Genomic DNA, 13,864 nt, shown 5'->3' on the forward strand with positions numbered 1-13,864 from the left:
ATCGTTAAATTTTTTTATTTCGGCTATTTTAATATTAGGCGGCATTATATTTGTAATACTTAAAGAAAAAAAAGCGGAAGTAAAAGAAGAGACCATTGAAGATTTAGAAGAAACATTTGATAAATAAACAAATAATAAAAGACGATATATTAGCCCTTTAATTCTACTTCGCCAGTTTTATCAAAAATTATGCCAATTTGGCATAAATATTTATGCCAAATTGGCATAAAATTAATTTAAACTTTTAAAAGGATAATTTTAAAAATTTAATTAATTCATTATCTTAATCTTAACTTTCAAAATGGCACATTTATTGCAATATTTTTAATAAAAGTATACCAAAAATATATAAATATACTAAGTTATGCAATATAAAATTATTCAATATAAAAATATATTAAAACATAACAATAAGGAGAGTGAATTATGTCTGACAAATTAGCGATTATTATCGCATCCGAAGAGTATGAAAAATCACACGTGGCTTCAATGATCGCGTCTGTTGCAGCGGTTTCCGGGGTCGAGGTTTCTATTTTCGTAACTATGAATGCGGTTTACAATTTTTTAAAAGAAACGGTGGAAAAGAAAAATTTTACCGGCGGAAAACTTTACGAACAGATAAAAGAAAAAAAAGCATCCATGTTTTACGAACTGTTTGATCAGGCAAAAATGTTGGGCGGTCTTAAAATTTATGTCTGCTCAATGGTAATGGATATTCTTAAAATCGAAAAAGAAGATTTATTAGACATAGTAGACGATCATTTAGGTCTTGCGGCATTTTTAGGGATTATGGAAGGCGCCGAAACGATAACTTTTTAAAGATAAACGACAAAAGTTTTTAAATATTCAATTTAAATGATTATAGATTTGATTCATAAAATAATTTAAAAATATTTAAGGAGGTATTTAGTAATGACAGAAGAAGAATTGAAACAGATTAAACCTACGGTTACGGTAGATGCAAGGGGAACATATTGCCCCGGTCCTCTTATGGAGTTGATAAAAGAAGTTAGGCAGCAGCCGGTAGGTTCGGTAATAGAACTGATTTCCGGAGATGCCGGAAGCGCAAAAGACGTTCCCGAATGGCTAAATAAAGTAAAACAGGAATTTCTTGGAGTTATTCCCGGTGATGGTTATTGGCGCATTTTTTCTAAAAAAGTTAAAGATATGTAAAAACTAAAAATATTTTGTTTGCGTTAAATTTAAATTATTTAAATTAATTTTTAAATTTTAATTTTTAAGGAGGCAGTTATGTCAAAAAGAGTAGTTATAGTCGGAGGAGGAGTCGGTGGAACTATTATCGCAAATTTACTTGCAAAGAAAATGCGCCCCGAACTTAAAAAAGGCGAGCTAGTAATTGACGTTATTTCCGATAAAGCGGAGCATTTTTATCAGCCTGGTCTTTTGTATATGCTATTCGGCATGAAACACTATGAAGAGCTTGTAAGAAACGAAATTGATTTGCTTGACCCGATGGTAGCGCTGCATCTTCACCCTGCAATTAAAATAGATAAAGATAAAAACGAAGTTCATCTTAAAAACGGCGTTATAATTAAATACGACATATTGGTTCTTGCGACAGGCTCCAGGCCGGCTCCGGAAATGATACCGGGCTTAAAAGAAGGCGGAAATTGGTTTTACGAAATCGAAGCCTGCAGAAAACTTCGCCATGAATTAATGACGTTTAAAGGCGGGAAAATTGTTTTAACTATAGGTCTTCCTCACAAATGTCCTGTCGCTCCGCTCGAAGTTTCCTATATGATGGACGAATGGTTCAGGCAGAGAGGATTAAGGGATAAGGTAGATTATACTTACACATATCCTATCGGCAGACTTCACGGACTTGAATCGGTAGCGCATTTTGCCGCTAAAACGTTCCCGAAACACGGAATAAATACAGAAACGTTATATAATATGAAAGAAGTCGATCCTAACAAAAAAACGGTTACCAGCCTTGAAGGAGTAACTTTAAAATATGATCTTCTTATTACTATTCCGCCGCATAAAGGAGCTCAGGTCATAGAAGATTCCGGGTTAGGACAGAACGGTTTCGTGCCTACCGATAAATTTACCCTTAAAATGGAAGGCTCGACAAATATTTACGTAGTCGGCGATACTACAAATCTTCCAATAAGTAAAGCCGGTTCGACCGCCCACTTTGAATCGGACATTATAGTCGAAAATATAGCATCCGAATTAAGAAATGGCTTGACGCCGTTCAGGTATGACGGAAAGGTTTTCTGCTTTATAGAAACCGGCCTATCTAAAGCCACTTATATTATGTTCGATTATAATAATCCGCCTAATCCCATTACTCCTTCGGCACTTATACACTGGTTTAAATTAACATACAATAAAGTTTACTGGCTGACCCCGATGGGAATTCTTTAATTTAATGTTATAAATGGAGGCAAATTATGGCTGAAAATGAAACAATAGACGTCGGTGCCGCCCTGACTAATAAACTCAAGGAAAAGCCGCAAGCTTTAGAACATTTATTAAATATTATCGATAGATTAGATACTCTTGACGAGTTTAGCGCAATGTTACAAGCTCAGAAAGACGGAGCTACCGATATGATGGTCCAGAGAGTCTCCGATAATATTACTACAGGTCTTTCTATTATGGACAGTTTTTCTGGGGAAGAACAATTGTCTATGATTAAAACTGCCGGCAATAAAGCAGAAAGCCTTAAAAAGAGCATTGAAACGATTGCGGAACTAGAGAAATCCGGAACGCTTCAGTCGCTTAAAGAAATGGGCGATTTCGTAGCCGGTTTCAGCAAAGGCACTACCGACGCAATGATAGAGCGTATGGCCGGCACCGCAGAAAAATTGGCTGAGCTTACCGATTCTCTGACCGACGAAAATATGGTAGGTTTAATCAAAAAAGCTCAGCATTTATCCGATTCGCTTGAAAATTCGTTAGATAAAATTGCGGAACTAGAGAAATCCGGAACGCTTCAGTCGCTTAAAGAAATGGGCGATTTCGTAGCCGGTTTCAGCAAGGGAATGACGGATTCTATGGTAGAACGCATGGCAGGCACCGCCGAGAAATTAACGGAACTTACCGATCTAACGTTAAATTATAATGTTAAACCGTTGTTAGATGCCGGCGAATCGCTTATTAACAGCGGAACATTGGATGATCTTATAGAATTGGCTAATGCGACGGCTGCCGCAAGGAAAATGCTTACGGACGGATTAGTCGACAGGGTCGTAAATACGGCGCAGGCAATGGTTGAAGCCATCATGACGCAGGTGGATGTTAAAGAAGCTATAAAATCTATCAACCGTTCAACTATTAAAACAATAAATAATGCCAAAGAAGAGAAATATGCAAAAGGAGGTATTTTGTCGTTATTATCTATGGCAAAAAATCCTGAAATAATGCAGGGTCTTAAATTTATGATGCTTTTATCTAAAAATTTAACCAGCGATATAAACGAACATGCAGAGGATATATTTATTACGGGTGAGATTGCCAAAAAAGAATTCAAAAAATTATAATATACCCTTATTTTTCTATGCATGCCCGTGAGCGAATGAGCGCAGCATGCAGAAGATAAAGACAAGCGCGCGTTAGCGCGTAAGATATTATATCAAAGGCTATTAGCAATATTATTATTGCTAATAGCCTTTTTATTTTTTAAAATTTTATTTGAGTTTGTTATTGGATAAGGAACAAAAATATTTAAAATTAAAATAAAAAATGATATTATTAAAAAGTTTAATATAAATACGATAAGCATATAAAACAATTCCAAAGGGGGAATAATATTATATGATAATAAATGCCGATTCTTTTAGCGCCGGAAACATTGCATGGGTTTTAACTTCTGCCGCGCTTGTGTTAATGATGACGCCTGCTCTAGGCTTTTTTTACGGAGGGATGGTAAGAAAGAAAAACGTGCTTAGCACTATTTCTCTTAGTTTCGTTACTATTGCTACCGTAAGTTTTGTATGGATTTTATGGGGATATTCTTTGTCTTTTGGACCCGACGCTTACGGCGGCTTTATAGGAAACTTGAAATACATAGGACTGTTTAATATGAAAATTAATCAGCATTCAAGGTATGCGAACACCTTACCTTCATATGTTTTCGTAGTATTTCAACTAATGTTTGCTATAATAACCGTTGCGTTAATAAGCGGCTCCTTAGTGGAAAGGGTTAAATTTTCGACATGGGTCGTTTTTACGGTAATATGGCTGACGGTAGTTTATGCGCCTATAGCGCAATGGGTATGGGGTAAAGGAGGATTTCTTGCAAAAATGGGAGCATTGGACTTCGCCGGCGGAACCGTCGTTCATATAAGCGCCGGTTTTGCAGGGCTTGCCGGAGCGTTAGCGCTTGGAAAAAGGAATAAATACCTTACAGAAAACATAATACAGCCGAATCAACTCGGTTATACTATATTGGGTGCCGGGCTTTTATGGTTCGGCTGGTTCGGTTTTAACGGCGGCAGCGCACTCGCCGCAAATTCTATTGCCGCTTCGGCAATTTTGGCGACAAATACTGCTGCAGCGTCTGCGGCGATAAGCTGGATGATAGCGGAATGGGTAAGAAACGGCAAGCCTACAAGTTTAGGCATTGTTTCGGGGGCTATTGCCGGTCTTGCGACTATTACGCCGGCGGCCGGCTATGTAACGCCTTGGGCTGCTATGATTATAGGTCTTATCGCAGGCATTATATGTTTTTCTATGGTAATTTTTATTAAACCTAAATTAGGTTACGACGATGCTTTAGACGTTTTCAGCGTTCACGGAGTAGGAAGCGTTTGGGGAGTTTTTGCTACAGGATTATTTGCAGACCCTTTAATAAATAAAGTAGGAAGAGGATTGTTTTACGGAAATCCAAGACAGTTATTGGTTCAGGTAATTACTATAATAATAGTCGCTACCTATTCTTTCGCGTTAAGTTTTATCATATTCAAAGTACTTGATTTAATTATGGGTCTAAGGGTAGATAAAGACTCGGAAACTATGGGCTTGGATATTACCCAGCACGAAGAAACGGGATATAATTTATAGCAAATATTATACTTCAGATTAAATTATAAATAAATTATAAAGTTAAAGAGCAAAATTACGCGAAGAAAGTTTAATATTTATGAAAAATATAGCAGTTTTAATTAAGTCCAAGGAAAGACATTCCGAAGGTTTAAGGATTTCTGCCGGATTAAGCCTTCTCGGCGATAAAGTAGATATTTTTCTTTTAAACGAAGATTTTAATGTAAACGATCTGCCGGTTATAAAGAATCATCTTGAAATGATTAAGGCGGTCGGCATAGGATTGTATTCAAATTTTAAAAAAGAAGGCTTCAGCTTTATTTCAGATTTAGATATAGGAAAAAAAATGTTAAAATACGATATCGTGTTTTTTTATTAATATGAAAATTTTATATTTAATAAAAGAAAAAATTGACGGGGATTTAGCTAAATCTTTTAACAGCGTCGTAGCCGCTCAAAAATCCGAGGGTATCGAGGTTTTAATAATTAATCTTTGGGAAATAGATAGTAACGGTTACGACTCGGTTTTAGATAAAATTTTTGAATACGATAAAACTATATGCGTTTAATTTAATAAAAATCAACCAATTAAAAAATATAAAAAAGGAGGGATAAAATATTTATGGATTATGGAATGCAAAACAGACTTTCCCGCATTATTAAGCCGAAAGACGGAAAAACCGTTATGCTTGCCGTAGATCACGGCTATTTCATGGGGCCTACAGGTGGACTTGAAAATATAAAAAAATCTATTTCTCCTCTTTTAGAAAATGCAGATTCTCTCATGCTGACGCGCGGTATTTTAAGAACCCAGATTAATCCCGAAATAGATATTCCCGTCGTTTTGCGCGTAAGCGGCGGTACCAGCATACTTAAAGACGACCTTTCCGACGAAGATATAACAGTTTCTATGGAAGATGCCGTAAGATTGAACGTCTGCGCCGTAGCCTTATCTATTTTTATAGGTTCTAAAAATGAAAAGCAGGGTATAATCAATCTTTCGAAATTAGTCGATAAAGGCAATAAGTACGGCATACCTGTACTTGCGGTTACCGCCGTCGGCAGAGAAATGACGAGGGATGTCCGTTATCTGTCTCTTGCCGTAAGGATAGCCGCAGAAACCGGAGCAAGTATAGTAAAAACTTATTACTGCGAGGATTTTAACAGGGTAATAGAAACATGTCCCGTTCCCGTCGTAGTCGCCGGAGGGAAAAAGACCGGCGAACTTGAAGCGCTTAAACTTGCATATAACGCCGTTAAACATGGAGCTGCCGGCGTCGATATGGGAAGAAATATATTTCAGTCCGAAAAACCCGCAAATATGATTAAAGCGGTAAAAGAAGTAGTTCACGGCGGCATATCGCCCGAAGACGCTTACGGTAAAATATATGATATATAGCAGATAAAATATTGATAAATAATGGAATGATGAAGCATATTTATTTACATAATCTGCATGACTTCATTTAATTCTTGTCGCAGGCGTTATTAAGGAAATTATACTTTTGTGAATAATTTAAACAGCGAAAAAAGTTCTTATTTAAGGTCGGCGGTTCATCAGCCTGTTAACTGGTATCCATGGTGTATGGAGGCTTTTGAAAAAGCTAAAGAAAAAGATTTGCCGGTTTTATTAGATATAGGCGCAGTCTGGTGTCACTGGTGCCACGTAATGGATTCCGAATCTTATGAAGACGAGGAAACTGCGGCTATAATCAATGAACATTATATCGCCGTTAAGGTTGACAAGGACGAAAGACCGGATGTAGATTCACGCTATCAAAAAGCCGTAAGCGTGTTTTCCGGTACCGGAGGGTGGCCTCTTACTGCTTTTTTAACCTGCGACGGTAATTTTTTTTACGGCGGAACATATTTTCCTAAAGAGCCGGCTTACGGTTTGCCTTCATATAAATCGGTTTTAATTGAGATAGCAAAATATTATCGCGAGAACAAAGAGGCGGTTTTTAATCAGAGTTTAGATTTTTTTAAAAGAATTTCAAGCGATGCGAATAAATTTTCTATATTTAATATAAATATTAAAAGAATTAACGATTCTATTAAAAAAGATAATTCGTTAAATATAGAATACGTAAAAAAGTTTATAAACGAAGCCTCGTATGAATATAAACTTCATTTCGACGATACAAACGGCGGAATAGACGAATCCCCTAAATTTTTTTATTTTTCTGCATTAGAACTTCTTGCTCTCGATTATATAGCGAACAGAGACAGGGATTCTTTAAATAAAGGAATTTATACTTTAAATAAAATTGCCTCCGGCGGAGTATTCGACCATGTAGGGGGCGGTTTTCACAGATACTCTACGGACAAGAAATGGATAGTTCCCCACTTTGAAAAACTGGCGGAAGTTAACGCTCAGGCTTTAAGAACATATTTCTTATATTACAGGTTGACTAACGATAAAGCGCTTCTTAACGTTATAAATAAAACTTTAGATTTTATAACGGGAGAGCTTTACGACCGCATAAACGGCGGTTTTTATGGAAGCATCGATGCCGATACCGGAGACGAAGACGACGGAAAATTTTATACCTGGTCGTATAACGAGTTCAGGGAAATTTTTTCCGAAAGAGAAGAATTTAAAGCGGCGGCGGAAATATTTAATATAAATAAAGAAGGAATTATGCATAACGGCAAAAAGGATTGCGATAACGCCGGCGAATATTCCGATTCGCAGTCTAACATCGCTTATGAACCCGGCGAAATTCCTAACGTATTATATTTAGGCGATAATTTTGAATATTTAGGCGGTAAAATTTACGAATCGGCGATTTTGAAACTAAAAAATTTTAGGGACAGGAGAAAAAAACCTTTCATAGACAGAGTAAAATATTCTTCTTTAAACGGCAATATAATATATTCTATTACCGAATTGAGCAAAATTTTTAATCCTTTTGATTTAAACAGACAAAAATTAAATAAGATAGGAGAAATATCCATAAAGCTTTTTATGGATATTTTTGATAAAAACGGCGACGTCGGCAGATTTATAGGCGAAGCAGGCGGTTCCGTTTTGGAAGATAATGCTTATATAGTGCTGTCGTTAATCGGTTTATTCGAAACGACGTCGAATCCCGTATATTTTATTTACGCAAAAAAAATTGCCGAATATACGATAAAAAATTTTTATGATTGGGAAAGAGGCGGTTTTTTTGATATACAGCATACGACGAAAAGCTCTAAGATAGGCTACCTCGTCCATAAAGAAAAAAATATAGCCGACTACGGCGGCTGTTCGCAAAATGCCTCTGTTTTGCTTGCTATGTCAAAACTTTATATTCTTACCGGAGAGATTCAGTTTAAAAACGTCATTTTAAAATCTTTCGAATATTTTATAAACGAAGCGAGTATGCTTAAACATAGCGCTTCGGGGTATCTTGCCGGTTTGATATATTATGCCGACAAAGCCAAGGTTAATGTTATAGTAGGCAGATATAACGATAAAGCCGTAATAGATTTTTATTCTATCTACGAGAAACTGAATACTTTCGATAAATTAAAAACGGGATTTAATTCTTTTAATATTTTTATAGATGCAGGTAATAAAGAAATTATAGATATTTATTCAGGCTTTGCAGGTTATCAAAAAGGCGATGCGCTTATTCTGGAAGAAATAAGAAATGCCGTAGCTGAATACGGAAGAGTAAAAAAACCTTTAGTATTTATGTGCGGTTACAAATCGTGCAATACAAAAATTTTATAAAAAACATGACAAAAATAACTATTACTCTTGACACAAATTAATATTTTGTAGTAATATACTCTACTAAAGATAATCAATTGCACAAAAACGTTATGCAAGGGAATAAAAAGTTTAACATTTAACTGTTTAAAAGCAGGAGAAGTCGTCATGAAAAAGGTATTGGCTTTGTTTGTTTTTTTAACAATACTTTTTATTTTAAACTTAAATGCCTATTCTTATATTAACGTAATTACCGTCAGTCCCGGAGCAACGCTCGGCCAGATAGCGGACAACTACAATACCAGCGTAAGTTCTATAATGTCTTTAAACGGGCTTCATAACTACGTCATATATCCGGGCGAAAAATTAAAAGTTCCCGCAAACGGTTCTTATCAACCTGCACCGCGGTACGGCCATTACACCGTCCAATTCGGCGACACTCTTTCTTTAATAGCCCAGAAATACGGCACTTCCATTGCCGAACTCAGGAAGCTTAATCATCTTTATTCAAACGTAATAAGGACTGGAGCGGTACTTACCGTGCCCATCGGAAATAATACTGGAAACGGAACGGCTTCACAGGCGGTTGCATATATTACCGTCAGCCCGGGAGCAACGCTCGGCCAGATAGCGGACAACTACAATACCAGCGTAAGTTCTATAATGTCTTTAAACGGGCTTCATAACTACGTCATATATCCGGGCGAAAAATTAAAAGTTCCCGCAAACGGTTCTTATCAACCTGCACCGCGGTACGGCCATTACACCGTCCAATTCGGCGACACTCTTTCTTTAATAGCCCAGAAATACGGCACTTCCATTGCCGAACTCAGGAAGCTTAATCATCTTTATTCAAACGTAATAAGGACTGGAGCGGTACTGGCAGTTCCTGAAAGTTATAAGAAAATTTATCCTTATAGGACTGCTGAAAATAACGACGTAAAAAATCATAAATACGATTATTTCGGAAATAAAAACGTTTCAAAAAAAACAGGTTATCAAGTAGCAACTTTTAAAGTAGTTAATCCAAACAGATGTTCTTTGAACGGCAATGGAGCCGCTGGTAAAAAAACGGACGGAATAGATAATTTAAATATTGGAGAAAAAATTGTAGATACTGCTTATAAATATCAAGGCGTACCTTATGTATGGGGCGGCACTACACGCTCAGGCATGGACTGTTCGGGATTTGCCCAGCATGTTTTCGGCAAAATAGGCATAGATTTGCCGAGAACGGCAGCGGAACAGGCAAGATTGGGCAAGTATGTTCCAAAAAATAAATTAAAACCAGGCGATCTTTTATTCTTCAGAACTTATGCACCCTATATTTCCCATGTAGGAATATATATAGGCCATGGTAAGTTTATCCAGGAAAATTCAGGAGCCGGAATGGTTACTATTAACAGTTTAAACAACGAGTATTTTGAAAGAACTTATGCTTTTGCAAAGTCTATAAAATAATCTATTTAAAAGTAAACTCCCGATAATTTAAAAAATTAAAAGGAAAAATTAAGAGGATAATAAATATACATGTTTAATTTTAACAACTGGTACGCGCCTAATCCGATAGTCTATATAGGACCGCTTCCCGTTCACTGGTATGGAATATTAATTGGAATAGGCTTTATAATCGGTATAACCATCGCTTATTTCAGAGCTAAGTCTTGGGGCGAGGATCCCGAAAATATAATTAATATTATGGTTTTTGCCATACCTGTATCTATAATTTTTGCGCGCCTTTATTATGTTGTTTTTGCTTGGGGTTACTATGCAAATAATCCTATTAGTATATTTTACATTTGGCAGGGAGGTCTGGCAATTTACGGCGGAGAAATAGGCGGACTTATAACGCTTTATTTATACACCCGCATTAAAAAACTTAATATATGGCGCTATATAGACATGCTTGCGCCGAGTCTTCTTTTAGGTCAGGCAATTGGCAGATGGGGAAATTTTATAGACCAGCAGGCTTTCGGCTATCCCGTTAAATGGGGACTGCCTATAGCAAAAGCTTTACGTCCGGTTAATGCCTATACGCCTAAGCATTTAATATTAGGATTATGGGGTTATCCTTTCCAAACCGCATATCCGAAAAACCTGACTATGTATTCTCATTTTGAACCGTCTTTTTTCTTTGAATCCATTCCTGATTTTTTAGGTTTTATTTTTTTAATGTGGCTTTCAAGAAAAAAACCGAAAGTAGCCGGTACAATATTAATAGGCTATTTAATATGGTACGGGACTACGAGATTTTTTACCGAAGGTACGAGAATAGACAGCTTATGGCTCGGAAACAGCATAAGGGTATCTCAAGTGCTTAGTATGTTTGCCGTAATAATTTCGATAGCCGTCATAATTTACAGGCACTATAAATATAAAGACGTTAAAGATACCATAAATTAGAAGCCATTACTATAAAGATTATTAGGCCATTTCATGCGTAAAAAAATCTGACACTTACGGCAGTTGTTAATGTAGTGTATATTTAAACTACATCTTTACCCTTACCATTACTCCGTTGACTTTTTCGGCCGGAAGTTTATAAAACCTGACGAATGAAGGGGACAATTTTTTAATCAGCGCGAATATCTTCCAGAATATGTTATTGCTTACTATTTCCTCGAACCCGTAAAATATGACGGTTTCATCGATATTATATTTTTTCAGCATAGTTTCGACGTCCACTACTTCCGAATAGCCTGCTCTTATAAGAAATTGGCTGAGTCCGGGAGATACTTCGCTTTTAAGTGTGCTATCTATCCCGTATGGCTTTTCCGTTCTTTCGATTGAAACAAAGATATTTCTTTCATATATTATGTTGTTGCTAAACATAGTTTTAACGATATATGGCGATACTTTATCGGAAAGGCTAGCAAAAAAAAGCGACGTTCCGGCAAGTTTGGAAAAATTTTTATAACGGTATTCATATTCTTTTAAAAATACGTTAAAGTCCGTCATTTTGTATATAGAGTGCAATTTTTTTTGCCCGTTCGTATAAATCATAATTACAATAAAAGGTATCGTTGCTATTATAAGCGCGAAATAACCACCCTGCAAAGTTTTATAAAGCAGGTTTGAAGTTAAAAACATAATATCCGCAAACGTCGTTATAGTAGAAATTAACAGCATAAAATATCTGCGCTTATGAAAAAAATGTATATTTATTAAAATTCCGGTAAAAGTCATCGTTCCGCTGACTGCAAGTCCGTATGCCATGGCAAGGTTGTTAGACGTCCTGAATATCAATATTGCCGCTATAACGCTTACAAATAAAAACCAGTTGGCAAAACTTATATATATCTGAGACTGAATTTCGCTGGAATTGTAGTTTATTTTTAATAACGGAATAATTCTGTTGTTGATAAGCTGATAGACTATTGAAAATATTCCGCTTATAACCGCCTGAGATGCTATTATCGTAGCCGCAATACTTAAAATAAGAATGGGCGTGTAAAATATATGCGACTGCGAATAAAGCATCATAAAAAAAGCATCCGTCTGCGTCTTATGCGTAAGCAGGAAAGCGCCCTGTCCCATATAGTTAAATATTAGCGCTATAAATACAAAAATCCATGCTTTCGTAATTGGTTTTCTTCCTATATGCCCCATATCGGCGTAAAGGGCTTCGCCGCCGGTTGCAGAAAGAATGACGTCGGAAAGAACGAATAAAGAAATGATTCCGTGGGCTATTAAACGATTTGCCGAAATACTGCCGTTAAATAAAAATCTCAAAGCGTAGTAAGGGTCTATAACCTTTAAAAATATTTGCGGCATATGCAAAAGCGATAAAATGCCGGAAGCGCCGATAACTATAAACCATAAAAGCATTACCGGACTGAAAATATTTGCTACCTTTTCCGTCCCTTTATGTTGATACCAGAATAACACGATAGTTATTACGACCGAGATTAAAATTACGGTATCCGTCGTTATATTTTTAAAAAAAGGAATAAGGCTTATCCCCTCTACGGCACTTAATATACTTATAGCCGGAGTAATAACCGAATCTCCTATGAGCAGCGACAGCGCAATATACGATATTACGGTTATGAAAGCAACTTCGCGGGCGGATTTAATATATTTTTGAATAATATTTTTAAGTATTATAGTGCCGCCTTCGTTTCTTTCGCTAATACCCATTGCAAACCATACGTACTGGACGGTAACCAGCAGGGTAAGCGTCCAAATTATAAGCGACACTACGCCTAAAACGTTTGTGCCTGTTACTTTAAAGTAGGTAAAAATAACGGCTATAGTGTATATAGGGCTAGTCCCTATGTCGCCGAAAACTATGCCGAGAGCTTTAAGGGGTTTATTTTCGGTTAAAGCTTTTTTAGCATTGCCCGTACTTAGTTTATTCATAATGTAAGATATTGAAATATACTAAATAAAATTTATTAAGTTTATTTATATTTAAAATTATATATAAACTTCTTATTATATTACATTTTAAAGAAAATGGAAGAAAATAATAGCTAAATTAACTATATTTTACATTTTTTACATTTACTTAAAATTACGATATAATTTAACAATAATTACAATTATAAAAATGGATAAGATCAGGCGTAACGTAAGGCGGAATGTTAGTATGCGTAATAAAATAGTTAAGGCGGACTATATAGGCAAAGACGGATTCAGTCTTATAGAAATAGTTTTTACGATTATTATAATCGGACTGGCTATGGGCGCTATAACCGAAAGTTTTATAGCCGGTTCCGCAAAGAGCGTGAATATAGTAAACGAGGAAACGGCGGTTAATGTTGCAAAGCAGGAAATGGCTGCGCTGAATTACTGCAGGAACGGAGGAAGCGTAAGCGGGGTGTGCAGTGCGTTTAATAATAACGGCAGTCCTAACTGTAGTGGCAGCAACCAAAATACGTGGGATTGTCCTTCTAGTTTCTACACGCCTTATATTGGTCCGACCGTTGTAAACAACGAATGTTTTTATACAAAGATAACGGCAAGCAACGTTAATTTTGCCGATACTAACGGGAACGGGACCATTAACGGAAGTTCGAACAATTTGATACTGTCAACTTTTTTGTGTAAATTTTTTATAAAAAGGCAAATTAGGCTGCACCTTCCCGACAATATTATGCGTCCAAGCCGCTTCCATTTTTATGGATATAAATGCAAGCAGATTATATGAAC

Annotated in this window: 13 protein-coding genes; 12 read left to right on the top strand and 1 reads right to left on the bottom strand. The window is 36.3% G+C overall.

Features of this window, described 5'->3' with window-relative positions:
• Positions 1–426 precede the first annotated feature (426 nt).
• The 11 genes from EVJ48_09525 to lgt all read left to right on the top strand — a co-directional run bounded on the left by EVJ48_09525 (position 427) and on the right by lgt (position 11,113).
• On the top strand, positions 427–819 hold the full coding sequence (locus EVJ48_09525) for a hypothetical protein (protein RZV37071.1): 393 nt from the start codon (positions 427–429) through the stop codon (positions 817–819).
• A gap of 93 nt (positions 820–912) precedes the next feature.
• The gene (locus EVJ48_09530) at positions 913–1,173 is read left to right on the top strand and encodes a sulfurtransferase TusA family protein (protein RZV37072.1); all 261 of its coding nucleotides are present in this window, start codon (positions 913–915) and stop codon (positions 1,171–1,173) included.
• A gap of 78 nt (positions 1,174–1,251) precedes the next feature.
• Entirely contained in the window at positions 1,252–2,391 is a 1,140-nt protein-coding gene (locus tag EVJ48_09535) for an NAD(P)/FAD-dependent oxidoreductase (GenBank protein ID RZV37073.1), read from the top strand.
• Positions 2,392–2,417: 26 nt separating this feature from the next.
• Positions 2,418–3,509, top strand: a complete 1,092-nt coding sequence (locus tag EVJ48_09540; protein RZV37074.1) for a DUF1641 domain-containing protein — start codon at positions 2,418–2,420, stop codon at positions 3,507–3,509.
• Between the two features lie 274 nt (positions 3,510–3,783).
• On the top strand, positions 3,784–5,031 hold the full coding sequence (locus EVJ48_09545; GenBank protein RZV37075.1) for an ammonium transporter: 1,248 nt from the start codon (positions 3,784–3,786) through the stop codon (positions 5,029–5,031).
• A 79-nt stretch (positions 5,032–5,110) separates the two neighbouring features.
• Complete coding sequence (locus EVJ48_09550) at positions 5,111–5,389, top strand: hypothetical protein (protein RZV37076.1); 279 nt, start codon at positions 5,111–5,113, stop codon at positions 5,387–5,389.
• Position 5,390: 1 nt separating this feature from the next.
• Positions 5,391–5,579 carry a hypothetical protein gene (locus EVJ48_09555; GenBank protein ID RZV37077.1) on the top strand — a complete coding sequence of 63 codons (189 nt, stop codon included), beginning with the start codon at positions 5,391–5,393 and terminating at the stop codon, positions 5,577–5,579.
• A 53-nt stretch (positions 5,580–5,632) separates the two neighbouring features.
• On the top strand, positions 5,633–6,409 hold the full coding sequence (locus EVJ48_09560; GenBank protein ID RZV37078.1) for a 3-hydroxy-5-phosphonooxypentane-2,4-dione thiolase: 777 nt from the start codon (positions 5,633–5,635) through the stop codon (positions 6,407–6,409).
• A 108-nt stretch (positions 6,410–6,517) separates the two neighbouring features.
• The gene (locus tag EVJ48_09565) at positions 6,518–8,731 is read left to right on the top strand and encodes a thioredoxin domain-containing protein (GenBank protein ID RZV37079.1); all 2,214 of its coding nucleotides are present in this window, start codon (positions 6,518–6,520) and stop codon (positions 8,729–8,731) included.
• Positions 8,732–8,878: 147 nt separating this feature from the next.
• Positions 8,879–10,171 carry a peptidoglycan endopeptidase gene (locus EVJ48_09570; protein RZV37080.1) on the top strand — a complete coding sequence of 431 codons (1,293 nt, stop codon included), beginning with the start codon at positions 8,879–8,881 and terminating at the stop codon, positions 10,169–10,171.
• A gap of 69 nt (positions 10,172–10,240) precedes the next feature.
• Positions 10,241–11,113, top strand: a complete 873-nt coding sequence (gene lgt / locus EVJ48_09575; protein RZV37081.1) for a prolipoprotein diacylglyceryl transferase — start codon at positions 10,241–10,243, stop codon at positions 11,111–11,113.
• An 87-nt stretch (positions 11,114–11,200) separates the two neighbouring features.
• Here lgt and EVJ48_09580 read toward each other — a convergent pair whose 3' ends face one another.
• Positions 11,201–13,072: a potassium transporter Kup gene (locus tag EVJ48_09580; protein RZV37082.1), complete on the bottom strand. Its 1,872-nt coding sequence runs from the start codon at positions 13,070–13,072 to the stop codon at positions 11,201–11,203.
• 190 nt (positions 13,073–13,262) lie between these two features.
• Here EVJ48_09580 and EVJ48_09585 point away from each other — a divergent pair, with 190 nt between their 5' ends.
• Complete coding sequence (locus tag EVJ48_09585; GenBank protein ID RZV37083.1) at positions 13,263–13,862, top strand: prepilin-type N-terminal cleavage/methylation domain-containing protein; 600 nt, start codon at positions 13,263–13,265, stop codon at positions 13,860–13,862.
• Positions 13,863–13,864 lie beyond the last annotated feature (2 nt).

It is taken from the genome of Candidatus Acidulodesulfobacterium acidiphilum (genome assembly GCA_008534395.1).
GTDB lineage: Bacteria > SZUA-79 > SZUA-79 > Acidulodesulfobacterales > Acidulodesulfobacteraceae > Acidulodesulfobacterium_A > Acidulodesulfobacterium_A acidiphilum.